This window comes from Pseudomonas sp. Irchel s3h14 (genome assembly GCF_900187425.1).
GTDB lineage: Bacteria > Pseudomonadota > Gammaproteobacteria > Pseudomonadales > Pseudomonadaceae > Aquipseudomonas.
In genome coordinates this window covers 68,294-84,195 of the sequence record NZ_FYDJ01000003.1, presented here as the reverse complement: position 1 = coordinate 84,195, position 15,902 = coordinate 68,294, and the positions used below count along the sequence as shown (strand labels likewise).

Annotated in this window: 13 protein-coding genes; all 13 read left to right on the top strand. The window is 56.7% G+C overall.

The window, feature by feature from the left end:
- The 13 genes from CKW16_RS07055 (at position 1) to CKW16_RS06995 (ending at position 15,901) form a co-directional block, all read left to right on the top strand.
- Complete coding sequence (locus tag CKW16_RS07055) at positions 1–762, top strand: TylF/MycF/NovP-related O-methyltransferase (RefSeq protein WP_095127784.1); 762 nt, start codon at positions 1–3, stop codon at positions 760–762.
- Positions 755–1,819, top strand: a complete 1,065-nt coding sequence (locus tag CKW16_RS07050; RefSeq protein WP_095127783.1) for an FkbM family methyltransferase — start codon at positions 755–757, stop codon at positions 1,817–1,819. The genes CKW16_RS07055 and CKW16_RS07050 overlap by 8 nt, the downstream gene beginning before the upstream one ends.
- A gap of 25 nt (positions 1,820–1,844) precedes the next feature.
- Positions 1,845–3,197, top strand: coding sequence for a hypothetical protein (locus CKW16_RS07045; RefSeq protein ID WP_141232714.1), 1,353 nt, complete (start codon positions 1,845–1,847; stop codon positions 3,195–3,197).
- 112 nt (positions 3,198–3,309) lie between these two features.
- On the top strand, positions 3,310–6,813 hold the full coding sequence (locus tag CKW16_RS07040; protein ID WP_256580454.1) for a glycosyltransferase: 3,504 nt from the start codon (positions 3,310–3,312) through the stop codon (positions 6,811–6,813).
- A 3-nt stretch (positions 6,814–6,816) separates the two neighbouring features.
- Complete coding sequence (locus CKW16_RS07035) at positions 6,817–7,875, top strand: NAD(P)-dependent oxidoreductase (protein ID WP_256580453.1); 1,059 nt, start codon at positions 6,817–6,819, stop codon at positions 7,873–7,875.
- Between the two features lie 207 nt (positions 7,876–8,082).
- The gene (locus tag CKW16_RS07030) at positions 8,083–9,009 is read left to right on the top strand and encodes a ketoacyl-ACP synthase III (RefSeq protein ID WP_095128128.1); all 927 of its coding nucleotides are present in this window, start codon (positions 8,083–8,085) and stop codon (positions 9,007–9,009) included.
- A gap of 276 nt (positions 9,010–9,285) precedes the next feature.
- Positions 9,286–10,134, top strand: a complete 849-nt coding sequence (locus CKW16_RS07025; protein ID WP_095127780.1) for a flagellin domain-containing protein — start codon at positions 9,286–9,288, stop codon at positions 10,132–10,134.
- Between the two features lie 74 nt (positions 10,135–10,208).
- Positions 10,209–10,574, top strand: a complete 366-nt coding sequence (locus CKW16_RS07020; RefSeq protein WP_095127779.1) for a flagellar protein FlaG — start codon at positions 10,209–10,211, stop codon at positions 10,572–10,574.
- Positions 10,575–10,656: 82 nt separating this feature from the next.
- Positions 10,657–12,084: a flagellar filament capping protein FliD gene (gene fliD, locus CKW16_RS07015; RefSeq protein ID WP_095127778.1), complete on the top strand. Its 1,428-nt coding sequence runs from the start codon at positions 10,657–10,659 to the stop codon at positions 12,082–12,084.
- A 130-nt stretch (positions 12,085–12,214) separates the two neighbouring features.
- A complete protein-coding gene (fliS, locus tag CKW16_RS07010) occupies positions 12,215–12,610 on the top strand; it encodes a flagellar export chaperone FliS (RefSeq protein WP_095127777.1) in 396 nt (131 codons plus the stop codon).
- Positions 12,611–12,620: 10 nt separating this feature from the next.
- Entirely contained in the window at positions 12,621–12,917 is a 297-nt protein-coding gene (locus tag CKW16_RS07005) for a hypothetical protein (protein WP_008151048.1), read from the top strand.
- Between the two features lie 173 nt (positions 12,918–13,090).
- Positions 13,091–14,566, top strand: coding sequence for a sigma-54 dependent transcriptional regulator (locus tag CKW16_RS07000; RefSeq protein ID WP_046046389.1), 1,476 nt, complete (start codon positions 13,091–13,093; stop codon positions 14,564–14,566).
- Positions 14,567–14,695: 129 nt separating this feature from the next.
- Positions 14,696–15,901, top strand: coding sequence for a PAS domain-containing sensor histidine kinase (locus tag CKW16_RS06995; RefSeq protein WP_256580460.1), 1,206 nt, complete (start codon positions 14,696–14,698; stop codon positions 15,899–15,901).
- The last annotated feature ends 1 nt before the right edge of the window (position 15,902 follow it).

Genomic DNA, 15,902 nt, shown 5'->3' with positions numbered 1-15,902 from the left:
ATGGCCTGGCTGAAAAGAAAGCTGACCGGCATGAGCTATCGCTACTTGCGCGGCACCGTCTCGTGGGCGCACGCCAAGTCGCCCGAGATTCGTCATGAGCGGCTGTTGCCTTATTCGAGCTACGCGCCGTGGTGCGGTGATCAGGCTTTCGAGCAAGCGTTGGCCCTGGTCGAGAAAAATACGCTGGTGGACAAGTACCGGTTGTTCGAACTGTGGTCGCTGGCCCGGCAACTGGATGGCGTGGACGGTGACTTCCTTGAAGTCGGCGTTTGGCGTGGCGGTTCGGGTTGCCTTTTGGCGTTGGCCAGCCAGCGGCCGGGGCGCAAGGTGTTCCTCGCCGATACGTTTACGGGTGTGGTAAAGGCTGGCAGCCTTGATACGCGCTACGAGGGCGGTGAACACAGCGACACCGATATCCAACTGGTCGCGGCGCTCGCCGCGCGTTGCGGTGTGACTGATCGAGTTCATCTGCTTGAAGGCATGTTCCCGGAGCGCAACGCCGAGCACGTTGGCCCAAGGCTGGCTTTCCTGCATATCGATGTGGATGTTTATGAGTCTGCACGCAGCGTGCTGGAGTGGGCGTTGCCTCGTCTTGTTGCCGGCGCGGTCGTCGTGTTCGATGACTATGGTTTTTACGGCTGCGAAGGCGTGACCAGGCTGGTGAACGAGTTCACTGCCGCAAACCAGGACTTCCGCTTCCTGCACAACCTCAACGGGCATGCCGTACTTGTGCGCATTGCTTCGGGAGCCAGCCATGCTTGATGGGCAGCGCTTCAAGCATGTGCTTGTCTACGGCGCACGTTTGGCCGGCCAACGGGTTCAGGCCTATCTGGCGGGCGAGGGCGTCGAGGTCGATGCGTTTCTGGATCGCGACGCTTCACTCCAGGAAGTGGACGGGATCCATGTCGCCACCGCCCCGGACTGGGCGGCAACGCATGACCCTGCCAGCGCCTGCGTGATCATCGGCCTGTTCAACAACTACGTGGATGTTGGCGAAGTCGTTACCCAGTTGCAGCAACTGGGTTATGGCCGTGTCGTAAGCCTCGTCGAGTTTGTCCGTCATTACCCCAAGGGACAACCCTTCCGCTATTGGCTGGTTGAACCGAGCTATTACGAAGCGCATGCCGACCGCATCGCTCGTATGCGTGAACAACTGGCCGACGAGACCAGTCGCGAACTGCTCGACCGCATCGTTGATTTCAGAATCACCGGTGACTACCTGCGCTTGCCTGCGCCGACGCCTCGCCAGTACTTCCCTGAAGATTTGCCGGCCTGGCCGCAGCCATTGCGTTTCATCGATTGCGGCGCCTACACCGGCGATACCGTGGAAGAGATGCGTGCCGCTGGCCTGACCTTCGAAGCCGTGGCCACTTTCGAGCCCAACCTTGAGAACTACGCCGTGCTCGTCAAGAGCCTGAGCGATCTCAACGCGGTGAACTTTCCGTGTGGCGTTTCCGATGGTAATCGGCGGGTCGGCTTTGACGGCGCGCTGGGCGCTGGTGGCCACCTTGTCGAGTCGGGTGGCGTGACCGTGACCTGCGTTCGCATGGATGACGCGTTACCGGGTTTTGCGCCCAACCTGATCAAGATGGACATCGAAGGGGAAGAGCCTGCGGCGCTTGAAGGTGCCAGGGCCATGCTGTTGGAGCACCGGCCGAACCTGGCCATCAGCATCTATCACCGGGCCGAGCACCTGTGGAGCATCCTGGAACAGATAGAAGGGTACGGACTGGGTTACCGCTTCTATTTGCGCTGCCATGCAAGAAGTACTTTCGACACTGTTTTGTATGCCATCACACCTGAACACGTAACGGGTTAGCTGAGCACTCTGCAGATTTTTCATCATGCTGCGGCCGGCAGGTCGTGAATATCAGATTGAATACGGGATTCTTAATATGAGTTTTAAACTGGTTTCCGGCAGGGCAGAGCTGCAAGAGGGTGTTGCGGATGCATTGATGTTGTCTGACACGCACTCCGTACCTGTCCTCTTGAGCGGGGCCCCTTTGTCATCGGCCACCGACGCAGTGCTGCTGCGTTCCGTCGATGATTTGCAGGTGCTTGGTCGTCTGCATGAATATCCTCATGTTTATAACTTGCTCAACAGTGAAAAACTCTTGAGTGCCTTGCGTGAGCGCAAGGATGTGCTGAACGACTGGCTCGCGGAAGGTGTTTATATTTTTGGTGCCTACAAGGTCGGCGCCTATGTAGCGATTGAAGCGACTAAAGCGGGCGTGAAAGTCAAAGGCTTCCTCGATAATGACGCCTCCAAACATGGCACTGTGTTTGACGGCTTTGAAGTATTCAGTCCGGCAGCCGTAGACCTGGGCGCCGCAGCCGTGGTCATTGCCAGTGGTCGTTACAGCAATCAGATACACGAGCAGTTGGCCGGGCAGTGCAAAAAAATCGTGAACATGAGTGAGTTCCTGTACGCCACAGACTCCGCCCATGGTCCGGAAAAACACTTCGCCAACCTTGCCCATCAGCCGATTGATGAGGCCTTGCGTTATATCTCTGTGTTTCTGCGACTGGCGGACGAGCGCTCAAGAGAGGTTTATAACGGGCTCATCGGGATGCGCACGACGCTGTCCATCAAATCAGCGGCCGACACCAAGTCTCCTTTTGCCGATGAGTATTTCGATGCGGAGTTTGTATCCGCCGAAAATGCCCGGTATTTCGTGGATGCAGGTGCCTACACCGGCGACACTCTGGCCAGTCTTGAACAGCATTTCGGTCCTGTGAAACAGGCCTATCTGTTTGAGCCGGAACTGCCACCGTATTACGAAGCCCTCAAACGTTTCTCTGACCGGGAAAACGTGTTGATCTTCAATATGGGCCTCGATGCCGTGGCGTCTCGTGCCAACTATCGTCCGGAGCTTTCCTGCGATTCTCTGGATGAAATCAGAGGGCCGATCTCGCCGAGTGTTGTGTCCTTTATTCAGGGCACGCCGCTGGACGTGCTGGTTCAGGGCAAGGTCGGCCTGTTCAAGCTTGATATCGAAGGCATGGAAGAGCGGGCGTTGCGCGGTGCGGCTGCGGTCATCCAGCGCGAAAAGCCGGTGCTGGCTGTGTGTGCCTATCATCGCGCCGATGACTATTGGAAGTTGATCGATGCGGTCACGGCCATTCGCCCGGATTACCGCATTGGCATTCGCCACTATGCCGACATTCTTCACGACATCACTTTGTACTTTTACTAAGCATCCTGCGTTTATCGGGCGGGCGAGTGTTTGATGGAGTCTCTGACGTATCAAATTTTCGGTGAGTGTTTTTACAGCAATTTATTGTTTTTGATGCGTTGAAGGAGAGTTCATGATTCGCTCTTTGTATTCCACTCGCCCGAGTCCTTATTACCTCGTTGCACCTGATTACCGGCAGAACTCTGCCGGCATTCGGGTCATGCACATGCTCTGTGATGCGCTGATCAGATCCGGCTATGAGGCCTACGTTACAGCGAACGTTCTCAGTCCGAGGTTAATGACTCCGCGGCTGACGGCTGACGTGATTGCCCTGCACAAGGCTCAGAAGATCGAGCCCATAGCGGTGTACCCGGAAGTCGTCTCGGGAAACCCCATGGCCGCTAACGTCGTCGCTCGTTACCTGCTTAACAAGCCAGGCTTTATCGGAGGGGATGGGGTTTTTGGAGAGGGCGATATTCTCTTTGGGTACACAAAGGGGCTGTTGCTCCCCGGCATGCCGGAACAGAATGTTTTGTTTTTACAGCCCGTTGATCTGGGATTGTTTCAGCCCCCTGCCGATCCGTCCGTGCGTGTTCCTGGCAAGGTTTGTTACTTCCAGGGACGTAGCGGAACTGGCATCGACAAGGCGTTATTGGCTGACGACTCTATCGAGATTACTCATGTTTATCCGGCCAGCCGGGATGAGCTTGTCGCGATATTTCAAACTTGCGAATTTTTTTACTCATCCTCCACGTCAGCACTGTCTGCCGAAGCGGTGCTGTGTGGTTGCGTGAGTGTTGTTATTCCCGGCGAAGGGGCTCCGGTAAACTTTTCCATTGCGGAAAACGGCAGCTACGGAGTGGCCTGGGGGCTGGCGCCGGAAGAGGTCGAGCGAGCACGTCAGACGATGCCGCTGTTGAGAGAAAACCTCGAAAGCCATGAGGCCGAATTCTGGCCGGCACTCGACCACTTTGTTGAAGTCACGCAAACCGCCGCCACCGAATACGGCATCCACGGCATCAAATCCACTGCCGCCTACTGGCTTGAACGTCGAGTCCTGAGTGCCGCGCAAAACAGGCTGGTTGACCAGCATCTTCAGCGCCTTGATGTTCCAGAATTTGCAGTAGTCATTCTCGACCCCGACGGGTCGATCGAGAACCTGACCAAAACCATCGAAAGCCTTGCGCAACACGGCAATCTCAAGGCGACATTCAGGCCGCTGGTGCTGACCACTGCCAACGTTGCCAATGCCAACGCCAGTGATCACGTCTTCATCCTCGACCCGTCAGATTATGTCGGGACGATCAATCGGGCCATTTCGGGATGCACATGCGATCTGTTTGTCATCACCCATGCCGGGGAAGAGTTTACGGCGGGAGGGCTTCTGAGCGCCGTACTGGAACTGAGTGGGGCGCCCGGATTGCGGGCGGTCTACGCCGATGAAGTCATGCGCTTCGAAGACGGCAATCTCGATTTGCTGCTGCGTCCGGATATCAATCTCGATCTGTTGCTGAGCTTCCCGTCCAGTATGGCGCGGCACTGGTTGTTCCGACGCGACGTGTGGCAGGACATGGGGGGGTTCGACGCTCAGTATCAGGATGCATTCGAGCTTGAATTCATTCTGCGTCTGATCGAGACGACCGGGTTCGAAGGGTTGGGGCATATCAGCGAACCGCTGGTCATCGCCGACGCGTTGATGCTGCAAGACAATGCTCAAGAGCGCGCAGTGATCGAGCGCCACTTGCGCGCGCGCGGCTTCGAAACACCGCAGGTCGGTTCCCGATTGGCAGGGCGCTATGAGCTGGATTACGGGCACTCGACGTCCCCTCCGGTCAGCATCCTGATTGTGGTAGACGGTCAATTGGCGCACGCGCAGCGCTGCGTTGAGAGCCTGCTGGAAAACACGGGCTACAACAATTTTGAGTTGTTGTTGCTCGATCGCGGCAACGAAGCCCCTTTGGTTGTCAACTGGCTATCCGGTATCAATCAGCTGGGAGCGGGACATCTTCGGGTCTTGCGATTCCCGGGCGATCTGTCTGCGCAAATGATTCGAAATCAGGCGGCCACTGAAGCTCGTGGAGAGTTCCTGCTGTTTCTGGATGCCAGTATCGGCGTGATCGGAAGCGATTGGCTGGAACAACTGTTGAACCATGGAATGCGCCCAGAGGTAGGCGGCGTGGGTGCCAAGCTGATCGGCGCAGATGGCAAGGTTTGTCATGGCGGACTGTTGTTGGGGTTGGGCATGCCTGTTGCCAATCCTTTCAGTGGCATGGCGGCCGATGCCGGCGGTTACATGCAGCGCTTGCAAGTCGATCAGAACTACACAGCTCTGAGTGGGAAATGCCTGATGCTGCGCCAGGAGTTGTTTGCTGCGGTCGGCGGCTTCGATGAGCAGCTGCAGCCTTGGGCGGATGTCGATCTGTGCATCAAGCTTCAACAAGCCGGCTATCTGAATGTGTGGACCCCAAGAGTGCAACTGTTGATTGGCGAGTCTGACACGACGCCTGCTACGCCAGAACAGGAAGACCGGTTCTATGAACGTTGGCTGCCTGTGTTGGCCCGGGATCGCGCAGGTAATCCGAATTTTTCCAGAGTCCGTGCTGGCGCATTCGCCTTCACCGACTCGGCACTGTCCTGGCGCCCGTTGTCGACCTGCAAGTCTGTCCCCATCGTGGTCGCACACCCGGCGGACTTTGCCAGCAGCAGTGGCCAGCACCGCATCATTCAACCTTTCAATGCGCTGCGTGACGAAGGCTTGATCGAAGGTGTTCTGACTGCCGACTTGCTGTCGGTGGTGGAGCTGGAGCGTTACAACCCGGACGTTATTCTGCTTCAGCGGCAGATCGGTGACGGGGCGCTGGACGCAATGCGCCGGATGAAAGCCTTCTCCCGTGCCTTCAAGGTTTATGACCTGGATGCCTACTTGCCAGACCTTACGATGAACAGCCAGTCGCCCGACGATGTTCTCGAATCGCTGCGCACAGGGCTTTCGTACATGGATCGTTTGCTGGTCCCGACCGAATTCATGGCGCAGGTGTTTGAGGGGTTCAATGCAGATATCCGGGTGGTCAAAAACCGTCTCGATCCTCGTTGCTGGGATGGCCTGCCCAGTAAGCGCCGTTGTGCCGATAAACCTCGCGTCGGTTGGGCTGGGGGCCTGAACAATATCGGCGAACTGGAAGTGGTCGCCGACGTGATCAAAGAGTTGGCGAACGAAGTTCACTGGGTAATCCTGGGTGCATGCCCTGAGCACCTGCGTCCTTTTGTGCATGAGTTCCATCAGGGCGTCGCCATCGATCTGTACCCCGCAAAACTGGCTTCATTGAACCTTGATCTTGCATTGGCACCGCTTGAAGACAGCCTCTTCAATCGCTGCAAGAGCAATTTGCGGTTGCTTGAGTATGGCGCGTGTGGCTACCCGGTTATCTGCAGCAACCTCGAAGCTTATCGTGATGGGCTGCCCGTCAAACGCGTTGAAAACCGCTTCGAAAGCTGGGCCGATGCGATCCGCGCGCATGCCAACGACCTCGATGCCGCCGCCGCATTAGGCGACTATTTGCAGGCCCGCGTACGTCACGACTGGATGCTGGACGGATCCGCTCTTGCTGCATGGCGCGATAACTGGCTGGGACAATAAGACGTGCGCGTAACCCTGGAATCGCCCGTCGTGGCCGCCGATATTCAACGAGTCCTCGGCCACCTGGATCTCGGACGGCTTCTGGCGGGCAAGCGTCTTTTGCTCACCGGAAGTACCGGTTTTTTTGGCAAATGGCTGCTCGCAACACTGGCACGCTTGAACCAGGACGGCGCAGCCATCGAAGTCACGGCTGTTTCGCGATCACCCGAGGCATTTCTGCGTGAGTACCCCGAATACGCCGATGAAGCCTGGATAACCTGGTTGAAAAGCGATGTACAGGTGGCGATCACTCTTTCAGCCGGGCGCTGTTTCGATCTGATCATACATGCGGCCACCGATACGCTGGCCAGCGCTCAGGCAGATCCGTTGCGAATTTACGACACCGTTTTGAACGGCGCCCGAAACGTACTGGATCTTGCTGTACGAACGGGCGCCAGGCGTGTGTTGTTCACGGGGAGCGGGGCGCAGTACGGTGCGCTTGAGTTCGGCTTACCAGTAACGGAAGCCAGCAAGGGTTCTTGCGACAGTCTTCTGGCCAGCAGTGCTTATGCCGAAGCAAAGCGCGCGCAGGAAACATTGGCGGCGATTTATGCCGAGCGGTATGGACTGGACGTTGTGTCCACGCGATGTTTCGCATTTTCAGGACCGGGGATCTCACTGAATGAGCATTTTGCCTTTGGCAATTTCGTCCGGGATGCCCTGTGGCATGAAGAACTGGTGTTGAAATCCAGTGGCAGCGCTGTTCGAAGCTATCTGCACGGATCTGACCTGGCAGGATGGTTGTTGACGCTGCTGGTACGCGGTATTGCTGCAAACGCCTACAACGTCGGTTCGGATAAAGCGCTGACGATCGCCGAACTGGCGCATAAGGTCGTTGCCCGCATTGCGCCGGGCAAACCCGTTCGTATTCTTGGGCAAGACCATGCAGCGCAGGCTCGTTCCTATTATGTCCCTGACATTCAAAAGGCCAGGACCCTGGGACTCGATGACTGGACATCCCTGGATCACTCGATTGACCGTATGGCGCAGTGGATTCGAGAGGCTGGCCAACCACTGAAGTAAGCTTTTTGGCGCACTGTTTCCCCTCGCCGGACGTGAAAAATCGCATTCATGTGCTTAACGGCGTGACGCATAGGTCATAAAGTGCATCTTCACTGTATTGTGTTCCTGGGAGCGGGCGGTGAGTCTGCCCCGGGAAATCAACCATTTTGATACGCCCCTGAGCTTTTCGGGGTGAACCTAGTCGCTGTTTATGATCGGGAAGCCATGATGATTGGCATAAAAAGCATAGCGAGTTACGTGCCGGCCGCCGGTGTGGATAACTACGCTCAGGGTGCCAAATTCGCCAAAGATGAAGAGTTCATCCTGGGCAAGATCGGTTCGGCTTTCCTGCCGCGCAAAGGCGCTGAGCAGGAAACGTCGGACCTGTGTGTTGAAGCTGTTAATGCATTGTTTGCCAATAATCCCGACCTCAAGCGCGAGTCTATCGATGCGCTGATCGTTGTCACCCAGAATGGTGATGAGGAAGGGCTGCCGCACACGGCTGCCATCGTTCAGGACAAGCTCGGTCTGCCGACCCATGTGGCGGCATTCGATATTTCCCTGGGATGCTCGGGTTACGTTTACGGCATCTACGCCATGAAAGGCTTCATGGAAGCCGCAGGCCTGAAGAACGGTTTGCTGATTACAGCCGACCCTTACTCGAAAATCGTCGATCCAGAAGATCGCAACACCACCATGCTTTTCGGTGACGCTGCTACGGCGACCTGGATGGGCGAGGGCGCGCACTGGCAATTGGGCAAGGCCAAGTTCGGTACTGACGGTTCCGGTGCGCCGCACCTGAAGGTCAGCGACGGTGTGTTTTATATGAATGGTCGTCAGGTGTTCAACTTCGCCTTGTTGAAAGTGCCCGCCCACCTGCACGAGTTGCTCGACGAGTCGGCGCTGAGAACCAGCGACATCGATGCGTTCTGCATTCACCAGGGCAGCGCGGCCATTGTTGACGCAGTGGCCCGGCGTTTCGAAGGCGAGCCAGAGAAGTTCATCAAGGACATGGTCGAAACAGGCAACACCGTTTCGTCGAGCATCCCTTTATTGCTGGAAAAACACGTTCTGAGCTCTGACTGGAGTCGCGTGGCTATCAGCGGTTTTGGCGTTGGCTTGTCCTGGGGGTCGGCGATTCTCTATCGCGGCTGATCTCTAAAAGACTTTCTCATAGCGCTACCGGCAGTCCGGTAGCGCTATTTTTTTGCCCGGAGTTTTTGTTGGCGGCTTTTTTGACGTCATTTTTTAATGGGGTAAGGCCACCTAAACCCTTGTTTTGCTGGGGGTGGCAGTCTGCTAGTAATTTTTTTAAAAAAAGCCCTCAAGCAACCTGCCATGACGACGATAACTATTACGAAGGTTCTCTAGGCCACACCCGGCGGTTGCCAGGGCCGGAAGCCGCAGTACCCAACCAACGAGGAATTCGTCATGGCTTTAACCGTAAACACTAACGTTACATCGTTGAACGTTCAGAAAAACCTGAACAAGGCTTCCGATGCCCTGTCGACTTCGATGACTCGCCTGTCTTCCGGTCTGAAAATCAACAGCGCCAAAGACGACGCCGCCGGCCTGCAAATTGCTACCCGCATGACTTCGCAAATCCGTGGTCAGAACGTGGCGATCAAAAACGCCAACGACGGTATCTCCATCGCTCAGACCGCTGAAGGCGCGATGCAGGAACAATCCAACATTCTGCAACGTATGCGTGAACTGGCTGTTCAGTCCCGCAACGATAACAACAGCTCTACCGACCGTGACGCTCTGAACAAAGAGTTCACCCAAATGTCGGCTGAACTGACCCGGATCTCCGGCAGCACCAACCTGAACGGCAAGAACCTGCTCGACGGTACTGCCAGCACCATGACCTTCCAGGTCGGCTCCAACACTGGCACCTCGAACCAGATCACTCTGACTCTGAGCGCCAGCTTCGACGCAAACACCCTGGGTGTTGGCTCGGCAATCACCATCGCCGGTTCGACTTCGGCCATTTCGGAAACCAACTTCTCGGCTGCCGTTACTGCAATCGACAAGGCTCTGGAAACCATCAACGCCAGCCGTGCTGACCTTGGTGCTGCACAAAACCGTCTGACCAGCACCATCGCCAACCTGCAAAACATCAACGAAAACGCCAGTGCTGCACTGGGTCGCGTACAAGATACCGACTTCGCTGCTGAAACTGCACAGCTGACCAAGCAACAAACTCTGCAACAAGCTTCCACCGCAGTTCTGGCTCAAGCCAACCAACTGCCATCCGCTGTACTGAAACTGCTTCAGTAATAGCTGGTGAGTTTTTGGCGGGGGAGTGCGCTTGTCGCGCTCTCTCGCTTTTTTGATTAAAAGAGGTGATGGACATGGATATGAGCGTGAAGCTGAACTTGTCTTATCCTGCGGCGAAGCCGGCGATACCCGTTGCTGATGCCGCTGCGGAAAAGCCTCGAGCCGATGCTGCGCCAGTGGCATTGGTCAAGGATGAGCCCAAGGATGCAGTAAGTGAGCAGGACAAACTGAAGATGGCCGTTCAAGAAATTGAAAAGTTCGTCCAGTCGGTCAAGCGTAACCTGGAGTTCTCTATCGATGAGCCTTCAGGCAAAGTCATCGTCAAAGTCATTGCCAGCGACTCCGGTGAGGTGATCCGTCAGATCCCCAACGAAGAAGTCCTGAAACTGGCCAATAGCTTGAATGATGCAAGCAGTCTGCTGTTCAGCGCCAAAGTCTGACAGCTGGCACGAAATTTGTTGCTATGTTCTTTTGGGCGTTGTAGTGGTCAAAAGACCGGCGAGACACTGAAGGGAGATCTACATGGCAAGTCCAATTCTACCGGGTACGGGCTTAGGCTCGGGCCTTGATACCGGTGCTATCGTCAAGGCACTGGTCAACGCTGACAAAGCGGCCAAGCAAGGTCAGATCGACCGTGGCACCACGACCAACACCGCGTCCATCTCCGGTGTCGGCACCCTGAAGTCGCTGCTCGCCACGTTCCAGGCGGCCATGAAGACGCTGGGCAATACCACTGAGCCTCAGTTCACCGGTTTCGCTGCCAGCTCTTCCGATCCCAAGGTCCTCACGGCTACTGCCAACAACTCCGCCGTCGCCGGCATCTACAAGATCAATGTCACGCAGCTTGCCACTGGTTCGAAAGTCGCCACGGCTGCTTTTGATGGTGGCTCCAAGGCTTCCGTCAATGGCGGTGCTGCAGGCACTCTGGTCATCTCTCAGGGCGTACCTGGCGGAACAGCCAAAACCTATAACCTTGACGTGCCGGCGGACTCCACCCTCGAGTCTGTCGCCAAAGCGCTTAACGACAAGTATCAGTTCAGCGGCTTCAGCGCCAACGTCGTGACCGATAACTTCGGTTCCCGATTGGTGGTGAGCTCGTCTAACACCGGTGCAGGCACCGATATTTCGCTCAGCGGTGTCGGCCTGGATGTCGATGGTTCCCAGGTGATTCCGGAGATCTCGACTAAGACCTCGGCTGGCTCGGTGGGCGCGCTCGCTGTTGACGCGAAGTTCACGGTGGACGGTCTGGCGGTCAGCAGTCCTACCAACAAGCTGGATAACACTGTCTCGGGCTTGTCGATGACGCTGCTTACCGAGGGCAAATCGCAGGTGCTCGTAACGACCAACACTGATGGTTTGAAAGCCTCGATCCAGAAATTCGTCGATGCTTACAACGCAGTGGCCAACGCGATCAGCTCGCTGACCAAGCCTTCGCTCGATGATGACGGCAACCCGACCATTCCTGCAGCGCTGACTGGCGACGCCATGCCGCGTTCGATCCTGGCGGCCATGCGCGGGCCGCTGTCCGAGACTGGTACGGGTGATAAACTCACCGTGCTGTCGCAGTTGGGGATTACCACCGATCAGAAAACCGGTGCTCTGAACTTCGATTCGACCAAGTTCACCGCTGCGATGAACGACAAGAAGCTCGGCGGGGAAGTACAGAATCTTTTCTCGGGTGACAACGGTCTACTTGCGCGCATGAACAAGGCGATTTCGCCTTACACCGAAACGGGCGGAGTTCTCGATACCCGTTCCACCGCGCTGGCCAAAACCAAGACCAAACTGGCTAACGACCAGCTCGCGCTGGATCGTCGGATCGAATCCCTGACCGCTGTACTGACCAAAAAATACAACGACATGGATACCCTGGTCGGTAAGCTGAAAGCCACTGCCAGCAACATCACTTCGATGTTCGAAGCAATGGCCGCGCAGCAGAAGAACAGCTGATAGCCCAGTAACGCCAAAAGCCCGGCAGCGTCGTTCAACGCTCCGGGCTTTTGTGTTTCGCGACTAAAGTTTTTTGACGCGTCGTCGATATATTGTTTATACGAACTACAGATTTTTGATGAGGTACAACATGAATCCAATGTTAGCCCTTCGCCAATACCAGAAGATTGGCGCTCAGGCGCAAACCTCCGAAGCCAGTCCTCACCGTCTCGTGCAGATGCTGATGGAAGGTGGTCTCGACCGTATTGCTCAAGCCAAAGGCGCCCTGGAGCGCAAGGATGTTCCCAACCGGGGCATCTTCATCGGCAAGGCCATTGGCATCATTGGTGGTTTGCGCGAAGGGCTCGATCTTGAGAATTCCCTTGAGAGCGTCGGTGAGCTGGATAACCTCTACACCTACATGATGAAGCGCCTCGCCGAGGCCAATGTCAGCGCCGATCCAAAGATTCTCGACGAAGTCGCTGATTTGCTTCGCACCGTCAAAGACGGCTGGGATGCTATCGCCGTGCCGGGTCCGCAGTTTTAAGGAGATCACCATGAGTCTTGTATTGCAGCGAATCGAACAAACCCGTGAAGGCCTGGTCGGTGCATTGGCTGAGCGTAACTGGGAAGCCATTGGTGAGTTGGACCTGGCTTGCCGTTCCTGCATGGAAGACGTCTTGAGTGAAGCTTCGGTGGACGAGGCCGCGTTACGCGATAATCTTGAGGAGTTGTTGGGGGTGTATAAACAGCTTCTTGAGGCGGCTACGGGGGAGCGGCAAGCGATAGTTGACGAGATGTCGCAGATCCACCAAGCACAGAGCGCGGCAAAGGTTTACCATCTGTTTGGTTAGTTAATCCTCGGTTAATCCAAACATAGTGCGCCATAAATTTGACTGTGCACGGTTTTTTGACTTAACTAGTGGCTGGTTCCAGATTTCAGGCGTCTACAGGCATAACGTGTCTGCAAGCGTCTAGCTTGCCCCATCATTTTGGGCATTGAGTTGACTAGGGAAGTTGCTATTGCATGTGGCGTGAAACCAAAATTCTGCTGATTGATGACGATAGCGTCCGCCGCCGCGACTTGGCGGTGATTTTAAATTTTCTTGGCGAAGAAAATTTACCCTGCGGTAGCCATGACTGGCAGCAGGCTGTCGGCTCATTGTCATCAAGTCGTGAAGTAATCTGTGTCCTCATCGGGACGGTTAATGCTCCTGGTGCACTCGTGGGCTTGTTAAAGACACTCTCAACCTGGGATGAGTTCCTTCCGGTTTTGTTAATGGGCGATAATTCTTCCGTTGACTTGCCAGAAGATCAGCGTCGCCGAGTGCTTTCGACCCTCGAAATGCCACCCAGCTACAGCAAATTGCTCGACTCCCTGCACCGTGCCCAGGTCTATCGCGAGATGTACGACCAGGCCCGCGAGCGCGGCCGTCACCGTGAACCCAATCTCTTCCGCAGTCTTGTCGGCACCAGCCGGGCGATTCAACACGTCCGTCAGATGATGCAGCAAGTCGCCGACACCGACGCCAGTGTGCTGATCCTCGGTGAGTCCGGGACCGGCAAGGAAGTGGTCGCGCGCAACCTGCACTATCACTCCAAGCGTCGTGACGCGCCGTTCGTACCGGTCAACTGCGGGGCGATCCCGGCCGAGTTGCTGGAAAGCGAACTGTTTGGCCACGAAAAGGGCGCCTTCACCGGGGCAATCACCAGCCGCGCCGGGCGTTTCGAACTGGCCAATGGCGGCACGCTGTTCCTTGATGAAATCGGTGACATGCCGTTGCCGATGCAGGTCAAGTTGCTGCGCGTATTGCAGGAACGCACCTTCGAGCGCGTGGGCAGCAACAAGACCCAAAGCGTCGACGTTCGTATCATTGCCGCGACGCACAAGAATCTCGAAAGCATGATCGAGATCGGTACCTTCCGCGAAGACTTGTACTACCGCCTGAACGTGTTCCCGATCGAGATGGCGCCACTGCGCGAACGTGTCGAAGACATTCCGCTGCTGATGAACGAGTTGATCTCGCGCATGGAGCACGAGAAGCGTGGTTCGATCCGTTTCAACTCCGCGGCGATCATGTCGCTGTGCCGCCACGGCTGGCCGGGCAACGTCCGCGAACTCGCCAACCTGGTGGAGCGCATGGCGATCATGCATCCGTATGGGGTGATCGGCGTGGTCGAGCTGCCGAAGAAATTCCGTTACGTCGACGATGAAGACGAGCAACTGGTCGACAGCTTGCGCAGCGATCTTGAAGAGCGCGTAGCCATCAACGGTCATGCTCCGGACTTCTCTGCCGGTGCCATGCTGCCGCCGGAAGGTCTGGACCTGAAGGACTACCTCGGTGGCCTGGAACAAGGGCTGATTCAGCAGGCGCTGGATGATGCCAATGGCATCGTGGCGCGCGCGGCAGAGCGGCTGCGCATTCGTCGCACCACGCTGGTGGAAAAGATGCGCAAGTACGGCATGAGCCGTCGTGACGGTGATGAACAGGCGGATGATTGACGCCTGTTTTTCAAGTCCTTCATTTGTAGGCGGTTTTTTTTTAGGCACGGGTATTGCTACATCCCTCGCAACGTTCCGTTTAACTGACGGTCAGCCAAGCGAGAGTGCACGATGCCCCAAGCCGCCCAGATGTCTCCTGTCCCCGACGCTTCGGGACAACCGTCGTCCGTAGAGCAGGCGGGCCGGCATGGCCTTGAGCAGGCGTTTGCGCTGTTCAACCAGATGTCGAGCCAATTGACCGATTCCTACAGCATGCTCGAAGCCCGGGTCACCGAGCTCAAGGGTGAGCTGGCAGTGGTCAGCGCTCAGCGCATGCAGGAACTGGCGGAAAAAGAACGCCTGGCCAACCGGCTGCAAAACCTCCTCGATCTGTTGCCCGGCGGCGTCATCGTCATCGACGCCCAAGGTATTGTGCGCGAAGCCAACCCCGCTGCCTGCGAACTGCTCGGTCTGCCCCTCGAAGGCGAGCTGTGGCGTCATGTCATTGCTCGCTGCTTTGCGCCCCGTGAAGACGACGGTCACGAAATCTCGCTCAAGGACGGTCGGCGTTTGTCGATCTCCACTCGCTCGCTGGATGCCGAGCCCGGTCAGTTGGTGTTGCTCAACGATCTGACTGAAACCCGCCATCTGCAAGATCAGTTGGCCCGCCATGAACGACTCTCGTCTCTCGGCCGAATGGTCGCTTCGCTGGCTCATCAGATTCGTACACCCTTGTCCGCCGCCTTGCTCTACGCCAGTCATTTGACTGAGCAAGAGTTGCCGGTCGAAACCCAGCAGCGTTTTGCCGGACGCCTGAAAGAGCGTCTGCATGAGTTGGAGCATCAGGTTCGCGACATGCTGGTGTTTGCGCGCGGCGAGCTGCCGCTGACCGATCGCGTCACACCCAAAGTGCTGATGCAGTCACTGCAGGCGGCAGCACTGACCCATGTGCAGGACCTGCCGATTCGCTGGCAGTGCGACAGTCACGCAGGTGAATTGCTGTGCAATCGCGACACCCTGGTCGGGGCGATCCTGAACCTGATCGAGAACGCGATCCAGGCCAGTACCCGAGACGTCCGCTTGAAGGTCCACCTTTATACCCGTGACGACAATTTGCGCGTCTCTGTCAGTGACAGCGGCAGTGGCATCGATACGAAAGTGCTGGCACGACTCGGCGAGCCGTTTTTTACCACTAAAACCACCGGGACCGGCCTTGGCCTGACCGTGGTCAAGGCTGTAGCCCGTGCCCATCAGGGAGAATTGCAGCTGCGCTCGCGGCTGGGTCGCGGCACTTGCGCGCAGGTCATCCTGCCGCTTTTTTCCGGTGAAAAGCCCCACGCTCAGGGAGCGGAGTGAA